This is a genomic window from Wenyingzhuangia sp. IMCC45574 (genome assembly GCF_054182685.1).
In genome coordinates this window covers 1076440-1092513 of the sequence record NZ_CM135169.1, presented here as the reverse complement: position 1 = coordinate 1092513, position 16074 = coordinate 1076440, and the positions used below count along the sequence as shown (strand labels likewise).

Below are 16074 nucleotides of genomic sequence, written 5' to 3'. Positions count from 1 at the left end.
GATTATAATGATTATGAAAAAGAAGATTTTAATTAATATAGTAGCATTAATAGTTGGTGGAGCTGGGACTCTTGGTATGCTATATTGCTTACCTTTTTTATACTCAGCTGAATTAGGAGATTTAATAGGTGCTGGGTTTCCTTTTGTTGGTGGTGCTATTTTGGTAGGTACATCATTAATAAGTATTTCAATTAACAATAGGTAAATTATCAATCTAACTTTAAAATGAATTCTTTATTAACTGACTTACACAAAGCGGAACAAATACTTTCGGAATATTCAGGAGGATATTATGGAAAACATACATCTGCGGAGGAATTTCATAGAGACTTAGTTGAGAGCATTCAGAAGTTAAGCAATGGAGATACCAGTGTGGTTTATAATTTATGGCTTTGGTTTGCACCTACATGCCAGTGGGATGATTTTGTTGGTGATGTAGTACTGGGCGAAAAAATATTTCAACAGTTAGATAGTTTGAGAAATGGAAGTGCTTAGTATTCAGTTAGCAGTTGGCAGTATTGAGTAGAAGAGTGTGACTGCTTCGTACCTCGCAGTGACGGTAGGAGCGTGTGACTGCTTCGTGCCTCGCAGTGACGGTAGGAGCGTGTATAGTTAAAATGAGTCAAGATTCAGGAACCAGGACTTAGGAGTTGGTTTTACAAATTGTTGTGTATCGTCTTGATTTGTGATTCTTGTATCGAGGTTCTGGAGTTAGCAATTATATTTAGACTAAGCTCAAAACAAGTTCGTTAGAGATTTGAAGTGATGCTTTATGTCAGTTCGAGTTCTTTTTGAAGCATGAGAAAAGAGTATCGAGAACCGTTTTGGTATTCTGACTCCGCAGTGACAGTGGCAGCGTGAGACTGCTTCGTTCCTCGCAGTGACAGTAGGAGCGTGAGACTGCTTCGTACCTCGCAGTGACAGTAGGAGTGTGAGACTGCTTTGTGCCTCGCAGTGACGGTAGGAGTGTGTGACTGCTTCGTTCCTCGCAGTGACAGTAGGAGCGTGGGACTGCTTCGTGCCTCGCAGTGACGGTAGGAGTGTGGGACTGCTTCGTGCCTCGCAGTGACAGTAGCAACGTGTATAGTTAAAATGAGTCAAGATTTAGGAGCTAGGACTTAGGAGTTGGTTTTGAAAATGTGTTGTGTATCGTCTTGATTCGTGATTCTTGTATCCGAACGCAGATCAGATAAAAGGACCTGTTACTTGCTATTCAATACTTGTTACCCCATGCCTGCTACCTAGAAAGACTTAATATTATCAAAATGTTAAATACTAAACTTTTTTGAAACTTTTTGTTTGAATTTTAAATTTACTTTTTATATTTGCCCTGCGAAAGCAAAAAAAGAATAAAGAAAACAATTAGTAAACCCGAAGATATGTTAGATTACAGACAAACTTTCTATAGCCGTCCAATACCAGGTATTGAGATTGCTGCTTCGGTACTTCACTTTTCATAGAACTCACATACATAAGATAAGTCATATGATAAGAAGTCCGAAGTTTTAAACTATCGGGCTTTTTTATTGGCCACATCTGAGTCCGAAGATTTCAAGATTATTTTAGCAACAAGCATGTTATAGCCTAGCTATAGCACTAGAAAACTATAATTGTTATCCAAATTATGGACACAAAAATTATACAGTTTTCTGCGGGCAATGGGCCTGCGGAATGTACTTGGGTAGTGGCTCAGGTAGTAAAAGAATTTATAAAAGAAACATCGCAAGAGAATATTCAGTATCAGATAATTACCAAAACGTTAGGGGAGTACGAAAGAACAATTCGTTCGGTACTTATACAAGTTTCTGGCAAGCAAGTAAACGAATATATAAACACCTGGTTGGGAAGCATACAGTGGGTAGGAAGTTCTCCCTATAGACCCAACCACAAACGTAAGAATTGGTTTATTACTTGTTTTGAAATTGAAACGAAAAACTATCAAGATTTTAAAGAACAGGATGTTACGTTTCAAGCCATACGCAGTTCTGGACCTGGTGGGCAACATGCCAACAAAGTCAGTTCTGCCGTTAGAGCAACACATGCTTTAACAGGTTTGCAGGTATTGGTATCAGACAGTCGTTCGCAACATCAGAACAAAGCTTTGGCTTTGCAACGATTGAAAGGAAAGTTTATTGAGTTTAAACTCTTGCAAATGCAAGAAGAAAAAGTAGAGCAGTGGGGGCAGCAGTCTCAGGTAGTTAGAGGAAACCCTGTAAGAGTGTTTAAAGGGAATAAGATAGCCCCCAAAGTTAAGAAAGAAAAGTATCAACGTAGTGCCGAGAAGATAAGGTGGAAAAGAGATTTGGATGTTGGTAACAGGTAGCAAGTAGTGAGTATCTGGTATCTGGTATCGGGTATTGGGGAAATAAGTAAGAAGTGGAAGTTTTACTTGTTGTAACTAAAAGATGATACCAGGAGGTGATAATAGAGTAAACAATTAGTAGCTGCTACTAGATACCCGATACTTGATACTGAAAAAAACAAAAAACAAAAATGAGTACAAATAATTATTTATGCAAAGCATTAGATGCCTATCCATACGATTTAGAAGAAACGATGGAAGCATTAAACTATGCACTGTCTTACCAAGACGAAAATCAGGAACAGGTATTGTGCTTACTAGGAAAGGTATATGCAGAAGCGTTTGAGGATTACGAAAAGGCAATTGGTTATTTTAAAGAAGCATTGAGTATAAATCCATCCGCTATAAGGGTATTTAAACCCTATGTAGAGACTTTAATTAATGCAGAACGGTTTGGAGAAGCAACAGCATTTATAAGTTATGCATTAAAAGTAAAGGGTTCCGATAAAGCGGTGTTGTATTATCAAAAAAGCTTGATTGCTGAAATTAATCAGTTGTATGATGAGTCGTTAATCAACCTAAAAAAAGCAGAGATACACACGTATAATGAAGAGTATATGTATTTTTTAAAGTCGGTGAAAAAGAGAGTGAAGGGGAAGAGGAAAGTAGTATTGAGTATAAGGTAGCAAGTATTTAGTAGGGGTTTGGAATCAAGAGTCACGAGTCATGCATCGTGTAACAAGGCTCTAAAGGAGTTAAGAGCCTGGTCTTATTTCAACTGTTATTTGGAGCATATCGAGCATAGGCATCTTTATGTATACGTTTGATTCTTCGTCTGAGTTGGTTTGGAGCAAGTACTTCAATGCTATCCCCAAACCCAAGAATCATACGTTCTAGTTCAAAGTTGAGGTGTACATAGATTTCAAACACCATGCTTCTATCATCGCAAACCTCGATTGTTTTTTGTGAGTGATGAAAAGGTTTTGTTACCACGTAGGGAGCGTTACGAGCATTGATTTTAAACACAACGTGTTTTAGTTGTTCGTCATTCATTACTGTGGCACCAATGGTGTTTTTGTAATACTCATCTGCATTGAATTGTATATCGTGAAAAGGAATCGCTGAGGTAAAGTTGATGTTTATAATTCGATCGAGGGCTAAGTTTAAAATGTCTTTTCGCTTGTGATTGGCACCAATGAGGAACCAACGGTTGTTGAACTCTTTTAGGATGTAAGGATGAATAGTGATGATGCTAGAGTGACGTGCCTTAAAGGATTTGTACTCAATTTCCAATACCATCTTTTTTAGGATGGCTTGGTATAGGGTATCTAAATGCTCTAAGCCTTTTAGGTTGTTGTTTTTATCCATATGGATAATAGACGGTTGGTTGTTTTTCTCGGTATGAATTACATCTTCTAAGCGAGTTACAATTTCACCGAGATCGGAAAAAAGGCTAAAGTCCTGAAACTGTTTTAGCATACTAACAGATTCAGTTAAAACTTGAATATCGTTTTCTGAAACAGGAAGTTGCGTAATGGAGTAATCTTCATCCTCGTAACGATAGTATTTTTTGTTATACACAACAATAGGAGCGTTGTATCCTAGTTTATCGCTTCGCATGTTTTGTATATCTAACTGAATGGTTCTTTTACTAATGTTTTGAGGTCGGTTCTCTAGCTCATAGAGTGCATCGGAACAGGCCTCAATCAAATCGTTCAAAGTCCATTCTTTATAATGGTTTTGCAAGCATTTATCTATGGTTTTGTATCTAATGAGTGCGTTTTTATGCTGAGCCATAACAAGAATTTAAATTAAAAATAGCAGTAAAATTTGACTACGCAAAATAATTGCGCAGTTGAGTTGCAAGTTTGTAGTGTAATTGATAGTAATAGTACTGAGTAGTTAGTATTGAGTATAGAGATTTTAAAGGAGAGTAAAAGTTGACATTGAAAGGTTATTTCGTAAAAAACACATTAGAAATAATCGTAAAAACAAAAGGTGTTTGAGACGATAGTCGAGTTCTTTTGTTTTAGATTATAAGAATAGTGTTTTAGAAATGTTCTTCGAGTCTTGATTTTTTGCAGCCATAGGCTGTTAGTTTACCCAGAGCGAAGTCGAAGGGTTTTGTATCAAGACAAAATGAATAGTAGTTAGAGAAAAAATAAAATTATGAAAGAATTTACACCTATTACAGGAAAAGAGATTGTAGCAATGGGATTTAGAGCTGGAAAGTGGTTTCCAGAAGCTATTGCACACATTAATGAAAACAAATTAAACAAAGAAGAAATAGAAACATATTTAGCACAATACAGATTACCAGATCCAATAGGACTGTTAAACGAGCCACAACCATTTGCGGTGAATATTAAAGCTGCTACAGATTTGGAAGCAGAGAATGTAACCAGTGTGATGAACAGCATGTACGAGTTAATGAAAACTCCAACCGTGGTAAAGGGAGCTGTAATGCCAGATGCTTGTCCAGCTGGACCTCCAGGAACCATTCCTGTTGGAGGGGTAGTAGCTACCAAAAATGCGATTCACCCAGGAATGCATAGTGCCGATATCTGTTGTTCAGTTATGCTGACGGATTTTGGAAAAGCAGCTCCAAAAGCAGTGCTAGATGCTGCACATAGTATTACTCATTTTGGACCTGGAGGAAGGCCAAGAGGTATGCAATGGGGATTGGACGAAGATCTGAGAAAAGGATTTGAGAATAACTCATTTTTAAGTTCTCAGAATTTGATCAGTGCGGCACAAGAACATATGGGAACACAAGGGGATGGAAATCACTTTTTGTTCGTGGGAATTTCTGAAAAGACAGGAAATACCATGTTGGTTACGCATCACGGATCTAGAGCACCAGGGGCAAAGCTGTACAAGGCGGGAATGCACGTGGCAGAAAAGTTTAGAAAGGATTTAGCACCAGAGGTGTTGCCACAAAATGCATGGATTCCGTTTGATACAGAAGAAGGAGAAGCATACTGGGAGGCCTTACAATTGATAAGAAAATGGACAAAGAAAAACCATGAATCAATTCACGATGCAACCCTAGAGAAGTTAGGAATGGAGAAAGAGAACAGGTTTTGGAACGAACATAATTTTGTGTTTAAACAAGGAGATTTGTTCTACCATGCCAAAGGAGCGACTCCGTTAGACGAAACATTTATGCCAGATATTACAGGACCAAGATTGATTCCGTTGAACATGGCAGAACCGGTGTTAATTGTAGATGGTGAAACCACAGAGAACAATCTAGGTTTTGCACCACACGGAGCGGGAAGAAATATTAGTAGAACCAAGCATAGAAAGACAAAGCATGCAGGTGGTAAGACTGATTTTGAGATTTTTAAAGAAGAGACCAAAGGTTTAGATATCAGGTTCTTTTCTAATGAAATTGATATTACAGAATTGCCAAGTGCCTACAAAAACGCACAAGCTGTACAAGAACAAATGGAAACGTTCGGCTTAGGAAAAGTAATTGATAGAGTATTACCGTACGGTTGTATTATGGCCGGTGATGTGAACAAGAATGCTCCTTGGAAGAGAAAGAAGAAAAGGAGAAGATAGTTGTTGGGTAGCAGGTATCGAGTAGCAGGTAAAGGTGGAGTATACAGTACTTGCTACCTGATACTCACTACTTGATACTATTTAAAGTAAAGAAAAATGAAACGAATAGAAAAATTGGCGGTGAAATTGTATACAGGTGCTATTACATTAGAAGTGTTTACTAGTGAACTGTATTCAGAAACTGTAGTGTTACAAATGGATTCCAATGCGTTTGTATATGATTTGATGGAGATTGATTTTAAGAGAGATTTTTTATGGAGGTATAGGTTAAAAGAGATTTTAGATAAAAGGTTTCATGAAAGTTTACTTTTAGCAAGAGTCTTAAAAGAATATGCGTTACAGATTGTTGAAAGTAAAGATTTTAATCAATGTTACAATGCTGTTGAAAAAGTAAGTCTATTCTATGGTACTCCAAGTTTTTTTGGTTTCACAGCTGATTGTTTTTATTTGATAGAAGAAATAGATGAGTGGAACGATTTTAATAATAATAACGAGTTTGAGTTAAGTAATTTTTATAGAGTATCTAAGGAGTTTGCTAATGATTTTCTAATAGAATTGGAAAAAGTTAAAACTCTAAATGAGTTAGAAAAGTTAATTGACTATTGCAGTGGAGAGCTTTCGAATGACACAATTATTATACAAGAGGAAGAAAGAATAATAGTTGATAATAATGTTGTTTCAGGTATTCCAAATCATTCAATACCAGAATGTATAACTAATGAAAGAAAATATGTTAAGTCGTTTTATTTAGATAAAAGAGAGGGCTTAACTAGAAAAATAATAGCAAGCTCTTTTTGGAGTTTTATATGCTTCTTCTTGATTATTTTCTCTTTTAGAATGGAATGGCTAATGTACGGACTGCTTGTAGGAGGAATTATGCTACTATTAATATCTCTTTATAATTTGAAAATGTTATCAATAGTTAATAAAGAAATTAAACAAACCTAGTTGCGTGTTTCTGTATAGCACCGTTGTATAAGCAACTGCAAGTGTTGTATGGTTGTCTTATATACAGTTTGTTTAAAGGTTTTGTTCTGTTTTTCCATAAAATAGATCTCGACACTGTCGGTCATGGGTTCGAATCCCATACTTGGTTTTCCAAGTTAGTTCAGTCCGGTTAGAACATCAGTTTTTTTGTGGGTTCGAATCCCATCGTTAAACTCTCCTTAAGGGAACTGTTAACGCCCAATTGGTAAGGGACTACTCTGAGGAAGTAGCTAGAGTTTGCAATTACTCGTTAAACAAATTGTGCCATCGTCTTGTATCAGACATAAAATAGATACACCAACAGACAAAGTGGTTGCTTGCAACAGCTTTTGATGGATCTTGAAAGGTTCACATTTTTATTCTAGTCTGGTGGCTGTTTAAAACCAATTCAGTTGCTATGAAATTGAGAAATATACAAATGGTGCCAAAGAGAATAAAAACCTGTTCGTTTCCATCTGTCAAAAGTGCTTTGTCTTTTAAATAATTAGGTAATAGGTAGCTGGTATCAAGTATCAGGTAGCGGGTATTTAGTATTAGTTAAGCAACATAGCTGTAGCTAATTACCAAATAAAAAATAAAAAGAGATGAGAGAAATTAACATTAAAAAAGGAAAGATTGGGATTGTATACAATCGTAAGAATGAGTTTAAAACCGTTTTAACACAAAATGATTATTGGACAGAGTTGTTTAACAAAGTCTATGTAAAGAGTGTAGAAGATGAGTTTGTGACTTTAATCACGGATACCGAATTGTATCAAAATGAGCAATTGGTAGAATTATTAAACATTGTAAAAGTGTTGTCTAACGAGTTGGTGTTGGTGTACAGAGATGGAATTTTAAGTAACATCTTAAAAAAAGGTGTTTACAAGTACTGGAAAGCCAATCAAGTATTGACGTTTAAAAAGTACGATATCAGCAATACAGAAGAATTGTCTACAAACAAGGAGTTAGACTTTGCTGATATGACATTGAGACAATACATACGTGAGTTTGAAGTGTTTTCTTATGAAAAAGCCATCTTGTTAATGAACGATCAGTTTGTGGAGGTTTTAGATGCAGGTATCTATAGATATTGGAAGAACAACACAACGATAAAAATTAGCAAAGTAGATATAAGACAAAAGCAAGTAGAACTTTCAGGTCAAGAATTGTTAACGAAAGACAAAGCAACGATTCGTATTAATTTGACGGCTTTTTATAAAGTGATAGATATTATAAAAGCAGTAATTGATAATCAAAGTTATGAGAATCAAATATACAGCTTGTTGCAATTGTCTTTAAGAACCTATGTAGCAAAATATACTTTGGATGAGTTGTTAGAAAGCAAAGAAGAATTGGCTGTAGCTATTTTAAATGAGATTTCTGAAAAAGCGGCTGCATTAGGTGTCGAAATATCAGATGTTGGTATTAAGGATGTTATTTTACCAGGAGAGATGAGAACGATTATGAATCAAGTCTTAGAAGCTCAAAAAAGATCTCAGGCCAATGTAATTACACGTAGAGAAGAAACTGCTGCTATAAGAAGTATGTTAAATACAGCGAAGTTGATGGAGGAAAACACGATGTTGTTAAAGATGAAAGAGATGGAGTACGTAGAGAAAATAGCAGATAAAGTAGGTGAAATTTCTATCAATGGGAACGGTAACTTGGTAAAACAGTTAAAGGAGATTTTAACGTAGGTAAAAGGTAGCAGGTATCTAGTAACAAGTATCGGGTAAAGGGGAGTATTGACTAGTTGCTACCAATTAAAACAAAGAAAAAATGAGAAGATTTAATTTACAGAAGAAACTACTAAGAGTAGTAACCCATTTGGTAATTATAAGCTTCTTGATAAAGTTTATATTTTGGCTTCAGATAGCCTATAGAATTTGTTGGATCAGTAATATGAACAAACAAACGATGGCTAAAGTAGGTCAGATAGCTGAATGGATAGATGTATTCAATATTGTTTTGGTATTGTTGAATCAGATCCTGATTCTTTTCAAGGAGAAAAACATAGGAATTGTTTTTGTAAAAGAGAAGACAAAGAAAAGGAAGCTTCAATACAAACAATGGTGTAAAGAGAAAGGATTTTATGTACACTCAATCGTAAAAAGATATCGACTGCATGGATTAAAAATACCTTGGCGAATGCATACAAAAGGTGGTGAAACTGTAGGTTTTACCACCTTTGTTTTTTTAGGGTAGAAATTCAGTCATTCTTGATTTTACGCAGTGATAGTTTGTAGTAAAACAATTAAATTTAATGCTTGTAACTCATTTTGAATAGAAAATAGACTATGAAAAGAATTGCCTTACTTTGGGTATTGTTGGTAACAACCACACAAGCGCAAAAAGTACTCACCCAAGCAGATTACCACCAAGCAGTTGGTATGTTGTATCCCAACACTAGTAAATTAATAGACAACTCCATTTACCCACAATGGCTGCCAGATGGTAGGGTATGGTACAAAACCATCAACGCTAAAGGGACAGCGTTTAAGTTGTACAATCCTATAACCAATAAATTCATTGTTACTTCGGGGCAAAGAGAATTGATAAGTCAAGGAAATATTAAAATAGAAAGAGAACCTGGTTCGTTTACCGAAATAGCATCACCCAATAAACAATATGTAGCTTTTATAAAAGATTGGAATCTGTATATAAAGGAGGTAGCCACTGGGAAAGAAACCGCTTTAACAACCGATGGAATAGAGAACTTTGGCTATGCAACAGATAATGCAGGATGGAAACAAACGGACAAACCGATTCTTAGTTGGTCTCCAGATTCTAAAAAGATAGCAACGTTTCAACAAGACCAACGACATGTGAGTGACATGTATTTGGTAAAAACAAAGGTAGGAGCTCCAGAGTTAAAAGCCTGGAAATACCCTTTGCCAATCGATAAAGAGATTATTAAAATTCACCGTGTAATTATTCATATTGATGAACCTAAAGTTGTAAAATTAGCCTTAGCACCCGATGCGCGTAGAGGAACTCTATGTGATGATATTTCTTGCGAAGATGGCTTTGATGATGTTGCTTGGAGTGAAGATAGCAAGCAATTGATGTTTGTGTCTACCAGTAGAGATCATAAAGAAGCAAAGTTGCGATTAGCGAATACGGAAACAGGAGAGGTAAAAGATATTTTTGAAGAAGTAGTTCCTACGCAGTATGAATCAGGACAAGGGGCAATTAACTGGAAATACTTTTCTAAAACCGATGAGTTTATATGGTATTCGGAGCAAAGCGATTGGGGACATTTGTATTTACACGATGCCAAAACAGGAAAGCTAAAGCATCAGATTACCAAAGGGGAGTACCTAGTAAAGAAAATAGTAAAGATTGATGAAGCGAAAAGAACCATCTACTTTGTAGGAAATCATTACAAAGGAGAAGGAAACCCTTATTACAATTACTTGTACAAAGTAAAATTCAATGGGAAAGGTTTAAAATTACTAACGCCAGAATATGGAAACCATACCGTTCGTTTATCACCTAAAGAAGATTATTTTATTGATTCTTATTCACAAGTAGACGTTGCTCCAGTTCACCAAGTAAAAGATATGAATGGAAAGTTGAGGTCTGTATTAGAGAAAACCGATATCACAAAGTTAAAAGCTTCAGGTTGGAAGGCTCCAACACAGTTTACTGTAAAATCTTCTAATGGAGATTGGGATTTGTATGGGCTGTTGTTTTTACCAAGCAAGTACCAACAAGCAAGTGCCGAAAAATTACCTGTAGTGGTGTATATTTATCCAGGGCCTACAGGAGGAAGTGTTGGTTCTTGGGATTTTAGAAGAGGGACAAGAGACTGCCAAGCTTTGGCTGAGTTAGGTTTTGCAGTGGTACAGTTAGAAGGAAGCTGTAATCCAAATCGTTCTAAGTCTTTTCACGATGCTTGTTATGGAAACATGGCAGAAAATACCCTACCAGATCAGATTTTTGGTTTGGAGCAGTTGCAAAAGAAATACACTTTCTTAGATTTAGACAAAGTTGGGATTTGGGGGCACTCGGGAGGTGGTTTTGCAAGTACTGCCGCTATGTTTAAGTATCCAGATTTCTTTAAAGTAGGGATTTCTGAATCTGGAAATCACGATAATAGAAATTATGAAGACGATTGGGGGGAACGCTATATAGGTTTAGAAAAATACGATGCTAAAGGAGTGTCTAATTACCAAGCACAAGCCAACCAAGAGTATGCTAAAAACTTAAAAGGAAAATTGTGGTTAATCCATGGAGGAATGGACGACAATGTACCACCTTACAATACCTATTTGGTGGTAGATGCCTTGATAAAAGCTCAAAAAGATTTTGATTTTCTTTTAATTCCGAATGCAAGACATGGTTACGGAGGAGATACCTTGTATATAATGCGTAAACGTTGGGATTATTTTGTGAAACACTTAATGAGGGCAACACCTCCAAAGGAATATAAAATTAGGTTTACACCTGATACTAGAAATTAGTAAGTTTATTACTTCAATAAAAAAGGAGCTTAACAAAATTTGTTAAGCTCCTTTTCTTGTTTGATAAAGTAGTTATTATAATGCTTTTTCAGCTTGCTCTACTTTTAAAATAACAGAACTAATACTTCCTCCATTACCAGAGAAAGAAATATCTAACGTATTAGCTCCCTTTTTCAAATAGGTTGCTGCAACAGGTATTTCTAAAATTCCAAAGAATTGTTTTCTCTTGTTTTGGTCATTTCCTCTAATCAAATCACCGGTGAATGTAAGCTCCTTACCGTTTATTTTAATGTTGGGTTGTAAAGAAGCACCATGTTTTCTAGAAACCCCTAATCTTAATACTGCTTCTCCGTTTTTTACATTGATGTCTGAGAAGTGAAAAGAATTAGATACTCCATCTATGATAGGCTGTAAATACTCTTTTGCATAATGTTTTTTACTTTGTATTGTATTGTTAAAATCAATGGCAGCTTTGTATTGATAAGTAATAACAATTGTTTCTCCATAGTCTAAACTAATAGCATCTGGAGCTTTTTTACTTTTTGTTATGGTAAGCTCGGGAAGTTTATCAGTGTGTATTTTTAAGCGTTTGATCTGTACTTTTTTTAATTTGTCCGTAGCATTTACATTTAGTGCTACGTTTTGTGTTTTGTCATTTAAATTGTTTAAAACTAAATACAATTTGTTCTTATTCACAAAAGCTTGTGTTTGCACATCAACATTCGTTGACTTAGTATATACTCTTTTACCTTTTACATCTTTCCATATCTCAAAGAAGTATTTTCTCTGAGAAAGCTCCCAACTTCCGTCTGGCTGTTTTTGCCACAATCCAGATTTAGAGTAACGTTGCTTTACCTTTGTTTTACCTATCGTAAACGGAATAGAAATAGGTAGTTTACCACCTCTTTCAATAAAGTTCATCACCATATGATTTTGAGATCTAACAGCCTGAGCATTTACTAAAGGCACATAGTTTCCGTTTTCTTTGAAATTTGGTTGATCTGGTACCAAACGACCATACTCGGTTATAGCAATAGGTTTTACAGTTCCTAATTTAATGTTACTGTAAGTTTCTATCATGTCTAAAATTGCCTCGGAGTTAGAACCCGATCTTCTACCTCCTTTGTTGTTAATACCACTACCATCGTATAAGTGAACGGTGAATAAATCAACATCTTCTCCAGCAATATCAATAAATCGCTTAAATCTAGCTTTCCATAGACCAAAGTTATTCGTTTCGAATTCAGGAAAAGCAGAACCAAAACCACCTACTTTCATATTTTTTAATTCTGGAGCACTATGAATACCTTTTGCAAGTTCTCTATGGTACACACATATTTTTTCTATGATAGAGGTAATCTTAGATTTGATGTACTTTTTCTTTTTTCCCTCTTGAGGATAAAAGTCTACAGCATGTACCATAGGTTCGTTTAAAGGCTCAAAGATAGATGGAACATATTGTTCTTTATGTTTGTAGTAATCAACCGTATATTTTACAGCATTTGCAATAAAGGGTTGAATATCTATTTGCGAGTAGTCTACACCTTTTCCATAAAACAGACCATTGGGATGTCCTGTAGATACATAATTAGTGGTTTCTCTTTCTCCTTTATAGTTTTTAGGAACCTTAGAGAACGAGCCTGTATTTTTATGATTACGTTTATTTACAGGGCTATTAAATAACCTGGATCCTATATAATCTTTATCTAGATTGTATGTGGCTTTAAAGTTCTCGAATTCGGCATCTTGTTTTCTAAAAAAACTATGAAAGGTAAAGTACTTACTTCTATCAAAAGTAGATTCACCTTCAACAAATCGTTGTGTGTGTGGTTGTACGTATATTTTTTCTTGGGCTACAGATGTTAGACTTGTACAACAAATAATACAAAGTCCTATTTTTTTTAAATTAAGGAGATGAGATTTCATTGGTTTGGTTGTAAATTAAAAAAATGAGAGCTTGCAATATAGTACATTAAGTAAGGGTTGCCCATTTGTGGAAACAGATTTACCCATAATTGATAGCCTTTAGTTTTGGCTTCAACATTTATTACAAAAAAGTAGTCAATTGTATTGATTGAAGAGAGGGAAAAAAGAAGAATCTATGGCATATCAAGTTGTTCTAATATGAATTCTAATTAGAGCAACGGACTTGATGTTGGTTTATAATTTTATTTAGAATACCAATTTGGTGCTGTTTTTGTGATTTTACGCTTTAAAAAAGAGTTTTGAAGTTTAAAGTCACATTGCTATTTGTATTTTTTATTGTCATTAAATGTTTCTCACAGACCGATGTTGTTCAACTACAAGGACTCCTAAAAAGTGATTCTTTAAAAGTGGATGCGGTTACAGTTACCAATAAAACTTTTAAAATGGTAACAACGAGTAATCAGTTAGGAGCGTTTATAATTCCAGTACGGAAAGGAGATTCTATTGTTATTAACGCAGTGCATATAGAGAATAACAGCTTTTTTATTTCGGATACGATTTTTAAAGTGAAAGAAATAACGGTTGAACTAAAACCGAGAATTAATGAGTTAAAAGAGGTTGTTTTAAATAGTTTGTTAAGTGATGCAGCGTTGGATTTTTCCGCTGCTTTAAATACTCCATACGTGCCAGATGATATAGCGATGCGAAGGAACGAAGTAAGACAATTAGCTGACACCAATCCTATAAAAGTAGGAGGAGGGTCTGGAATTGATTTATTAGAGGTGTTTTATTATGTGACGAAGTTGTTTAAAAAGAAAAATAAGAATCAAATAAGTAAAAAAAAGAGTGACCAACTATGGATGAGTTTTAAAGTTGATCTTATGGAAGAAAAAAAGCTATCTTTTTTTACAAATGACTTGGGCATACCAGAGCTATTAATAGATGATTTCTTTGAGTATTGCCGAGAACATCAAAAAAGAGGAGAAATCACTAAATTATACAAGAATCATCAAGAGTTTGAAGTATTGGATTTTTTGATCAAACAAAGTGAAAGCTTTAAGCGTTTGCATAAAATACAAAAGAGACCTTAATGGTCTCTTTTTTGTTTCTTTTTACCCGTTTTAGAAAACTTAGTTTTCTGTTCTTTACTCAGCAAAGCCATAACTGCTTTTTTGTAAGTATTCTTTAGAGGAACTGTTTTCTTAAAGCCTTCGGTTTGATGCGCTGTTATGCCCATACGTTCTTGTAGTTCATCATAGTACAAATCTTTACTAATACGCTCTTTAATTATTTGCCTGTGTACTTTATCTCTTTTTTTGATTAAGTCAGAAATTCCATATTCTTTTCGTAGTTGCAGTAGATCAGACTTAAACACTTCGCTTAGATCGTAAAATTGATTCCATTGAGATTGAGAAAGATTTACTTTTTCGAGTCTTCTTTCTAATAATTTAGCCGTAAAGTTGATGTTTGCTTTTTTGTTCTGAGCTGTGATTGTAGCAAAACTCATCAATAACAAGACAATACAGATTCGTTGTATAATTCGCATGCTTTTGGTTTAAGTGTTTCTTTTTGGACACACAATACCTTTAAAAGTTTAATTAAGACAATCGGTTTTTGTAATCATTGTAGGTAAAGCGTTTTACAATTTCTAATTCACCATTTGTTTTTTCAATAACAATACTGGGGTGGTTTACACCATTAAACATAGTTGTTTTTACCATGGTATAGTGAATCATATCTTTAAACACTACGCAATCTCCAATGTTTAATTCTTTCCCAAAGTCATATGCTTCCATAAAATCACCTGCCAAACAACTTACACCCCCCAATCTATATAAGTGAGCACGTTTGCTTTTACTATTTGGGTCTTTTACATTGATAATATTGGGCCTGTATGGCATTTCTAGGGTGTCTGGCATATGAGCGGTAAAAGAAACATCTAACATAGCGGTTTGTATGCCTCTTCCTTTTACTATATCTAACACTTGTGCAACTAAAACACCTGTTTCCCAGGCAAAAGCACTTCCAGGTTCTAGAATTATATCAATACGGTGTTTTTCTTTAAATGCTTTTAAAATTGAAATTAAATGTTGGGTATTGTACCCTTTACGAGTCATTAAATGTCCACCACCAAAGTTTACCCATTTTAATTGCGGTATGTATTTTCCAAACTTTTCTTCAAAAGCCAACATTGTTTTTTCTAAGGCATAAGAATTAGATTCGCAGAGTACATGTACATGCATTCCCTCTACGCCTTTGGGTAATGTATTGGGTAAGTTTTCGTGTAAAATACCCAACCTACTTTTAGGAGAACTAGGGTTGTACAAATCAGTACTTACATCGCTATACTCAGGATTTACACGTAAACCACAAGAAATAGCGTGTGCGGCATTTTGTGTTTTGGCATAATATGTATGGAATTGAGTGAGGGAATTAAAAACGATATGGCTACTGTTTTTTACAATACCATCAAACTCATCGGGGTGGTAGGCAGCCGCATAGGTATGTGCCAAAGCTCCCATTTTATCTACACACAGTTGAGATTCGTACAAAGAGCTAGCAGTTGCTCCATTAATATATTCTTTAACTATGGGAAAAGCAGACCACATGGCAAAACCTTTAAAAGCGAGAATAATTTCTATTCCTGCTTCGTCTGCTACTTTTTTAATCAGTTGTAAATTGTTTCTAAATAGTGTTTCATTCAACACAAAAGAAGGGGATGGAATATGAGTTGTATCCATAAGAAGAATAAATAAGTGTCTTAAATTGCATTTTTTCCAAAGTTTCGGGATCCGCTCGATAACCTAATTTATCGTTTACAAATAATAAAGGATGTTCGAGCGG

The 16074-nt window shown here is 35.1% G+C and carries 14 protein-coding genes; 10 read left to right on the top strand and 4 right to left on the bottom strand.

Going from position 1 to position 16074, the window contains the following annotated elements; translation table 11 throughout:
* Positions 1 to 13 precede the first annotated feature (13 nt).
* The 4 genes from ACXHHC_RS04655 (at position 14) to ACXHHC_RS04640 (ending at position 2988) form a co-directional block, all read left to right on the top strand.
* Positions 14 to 205 carry a hypothetical protein gene (locus ACXHHC_RS04655; RefSeq protein WP_458228490.1) on the top strand — a complete coding sequence of 64 codons (192 nt, stop codon included), beginning with the start codon at positions 14 to 16 and terminating at the stop codon, positions 203 to 205.
* 20 nt (positions 206 to 225) lie between these two features.
* The gene (locus tag ACXHHC_RS04650; RefSeq protein ID WP_458228489.1) at positions 226 to 495 is read left to right on the top strand and encodes a hypothetical protein; all 270 of its coding nucleotides are present in this window, start codon (positions 226 to 228) and stop codon (positions 493 to 495) included.
* Positions 496 to 1624: 1129 nt separating this feature from the next.
* Complete coding sequence (gene prfH, locus ACXHHC_RS04645; protein ID WP_458228488.1) at positions 1625 to 2323, top strand: peptide chain release factor H; 699 nt, start codon at positions 1625 to 1627, stop codon at positions 2321 to 2323.
* Positions 2324 to 2493: 170 nt separating this feature from the next.
* On the top strand, positions 2494 to 2988 hold the full coding sequence (locus ACXHHC_RS04640; protein WP_458228487.1) for a tetratricopeptide repeat protein: 495 nt from the start codon (positions 2494 to 2496) through the stop codon (positions 2986 to 2988).
* A gap of 88 nt (positions 2989 to 3076) precedes the next feature.
* Here the strand turns inward: ACXHHC_RS04640 and ACXHHC_RS04635 are convergent, their stop codons facing one another.
* Positions 3077 to 4099 carry a helix-turn-helix transcriptional regulator gene (locus ACXHHC_RS04635; protein ID WP_458228486.1) on the bottom strand — a complete coding sequence of 341 codons (1023 nt, stop codon included), beginning with the start codon at positions 4097 to 4099 and terminating at the stop codon, positions 3077 to 3079.
* A gap of 372 nt (positions 4100 to 4471) precedes the next feature.
* On the opposite strand from ACXHHC_RS04635, the gene ACXHHC_RS04630 reads away from it, so the two are divergent.
* The 5 genes from ACXHHC_RS04630 (at position 4472) to ACXHHC_RS04610 (ending at position 11304) form a co-directional block, all read left to right on the top strand.
* Positions 4472 to 5869 carry an RtcB family protein gene (locus ACXHHC_RS04630; RefSeq protein WP_458228485.1) on the top strand — a complete coding sequence of 466 codons (1398 nt, stop codon included), beginning with the start codon at positions 4472 to 4474 and terminating at the stop codon, positions 5867 to 5869.
* Between the two features lie 96 nt (positions 5870 to 5965).
* Complete coding sequence (locus tag ACXHHC_RS04625) at positions 5966 to 6817, top strand: hypothetical protein (protein ID WP_458228484.1); 852 nt, start codon at positions 5966 to 5968, stop codon at positions 6815 to 6817.
* A gap of 623 nt (positions 6818 to 7440) precedes the next feature.
* On the top strand, positions 7441 to 8535 hold the full coding sequence (locus ACXHHC_RS04620; protein ID WP_458228483.1) for a slipin family protein: 1095 nt from the start codon (positions 7441 to 7443) through the stop codon (positions 8533 to 8535).
* An 82-nt stretch (positions 8536 to 8617) separates the two neighbouring features.
* Complete coding sequence (locus ACXHHC_RS04615; protein ID WP_458228482.1) at positions 8618 to 9043, top strand: hypothetical protein; 426 nt, start codon at positions 8618 to 8620, stop codon at positions 9041 to 9043.
* Between the two features lie 92 nt (positions 9044 to 9135).
* Positions 9136 to 11304, top strand: a complete 2169-nt coding sequence (locus tag ACXHHC_RS04610; protein ID WP_458228481.1) for a DPP IV N-terminal domain-containing protein — start codon at positions 9136 to 9138, stop codon at positions 11302 to 11304.
* 75 nt (positions 11305 to 11379) lie between these two features.
* On the opposite strand, the gene ACXHHC_RS04605 is transcribed toward ACXHHC_RS04610, so the two are convergent.
* Positions 11380 to 13230 carry a hypothetical protein gene (locus ACXHHC_RS04605; RefSeq protein ID WP_458228480.1) on the bottom strand — a complete coding sequence of 617 codons (1851 nt, stop codon included), beginning with the start codon at positions 13228 to 13230 and terminating at the stop codon, positions 11380 to 11382.
* Positions 13231 to 13529: 299 nt separating this feature from the next.
* On the opposite strand from ACXHHC_RS04605, the gene ACXHHC_RS04600 reads away from it, so the two are divergent.
* The gene (locus ACXHHC_RS04600; RefSeq protein WP_458228479.1) at positions 13530 to 14321 is read left to right on the top strand and encodes a hypothetical protein; all 792 of its coding nucleotides are present in this window, start codon (positions 13530 to 13532) and stop codon (positions 14319 to 14321) included.
* Here ACXHHC_RS04600 and ACXHHC_RS04595 read toward each other — a convergent pair.
* Both ACXHHC_RS04595 and nspC read right to left on the bottom strand, forming a co-directional pair.
* Positions 14318 to 14776 carry a hypothetical protein gene (locus tag ACXHHC_RS04595; RefSeq protein WP_458228478.1) on the bottom strand — a complete coding sequence of 153 codons (459 nt, stop codon included), beginning with the start codon at positions 14774 to 14776 and terminating at the stop codon, positions 14318 to 14320. The two genes, ACXHHC_RS04600 and ACXHHC_RS04595, sit on opposite strands and share 4 nt — an antisense overlap.
* Before the next feature lie 52 nt (positions 14777 to 14828).
* Positions 14829 to 15971, bottom strand: coding sequence for a carboxynorspermidine decarboxylase (gene nspC / locus ACXHHC_RS04590; protein ID WP_458228477.1), 1143 nt, complete (start codon positions 15969 to 15971; stop codon positions 14829 to 14831).
* Positions 15972 to 16074: the final 103 nt, after the last annotated feature.

Excerpts from the sequence above, each read along its gene's own strand:
- ACXHHC_RS04630 (WP_458228485.1), top strand. The coding sequence starts at position 4,472 with ATGAAAGAATTTACACCTATTACAGGAAAAGAGATTGTAGCAATGGGA.
- nspC (WP_458228477.1), bottom strand. The coding sequence starts at position 15,971 with ATGGATACAACTCATATTCCATCCCCTTCTTTTGTGTTGAATGAAACA.
- prfH (WP_458228488.1), top strand. The coding sequence starts at position 1,625 with ATGGACACAAAAATTATACAGTTTTCTGCGGGCAATGGGCCTGCGGAA.
- ACXHHC_RS04595 (WP_458228478.1), bottom strand. The coding sequence starts at position 14,776 with ATGCGAATTATACAACGAATCTGTATTGTCTTGTTATTGATGAGTTTT.
- ACXHHC_RS04615 (WP_458228482.1), top strand. The coding sequence starts at position 8,618 with ATGAGAAGATTTAATTTACAGAAGAAACTACTAAGAGTAGTAACCCAT.
- ACXHHC_RS04650 (WP_458228489.1), top strand. The coding sequence starts at position 226 with ATGAATTCTTTATTAACTGACTTACACAAAGCGGAACAAATACTTTCG.
- ACXHHC_RS04620 (WP_458228483.1), top strand. The coding sequence starts at position 7,441 with ATGAGAGAAATTAACATTAAAAAAGGAAAGATTGGGATTGTATACAAT.
- ACXHHC_RS04605 (WP_458228480.1), bottom strand. The coding sequence starts at position 13,230 with ATGAAATCTCATCTCCTTAATTTAAAAAAAATAGGACTTTGTATTATT.
- ACXHHC_RS04625 (WP_458228484.1), top strand. The coding sequence starts at position 5,966 with ATGAAACGAATAGAAAAATTGGCGGTGAAATTGTATACAGGTGCTATT.
- ACXHHC_RS04655 (WP_458228490.1), top strand. The coding sequence starts at position 14 with ATGAAAAAGAAGATTTTAATTAATATAGTAGCATTAATAGTTGGTGGA.
- ACXHHC_RS04640 (WP_458228487.1), top strand. The coding sequence starts at position 2,494 with ATGAGTACAAATAATTATTTATGCAAAGCATTAGATGCCTATCCATAC.
- ACXHHC_RS04610 (WP_458228481.1), top strand. The coding sequence starts at position 9,136 with ATGAAAAGAATTGCCTTACTTTGGGTATTGTTGGTAACAACCACACAA.
- ACXHHC_RS04635 (WP_458228486.1), bottom strand. The coding sequence starts at position 4,099 with ATGGCTCAGCATAAAAACGCACTCATTAGATACAAAACCATAGATAAA.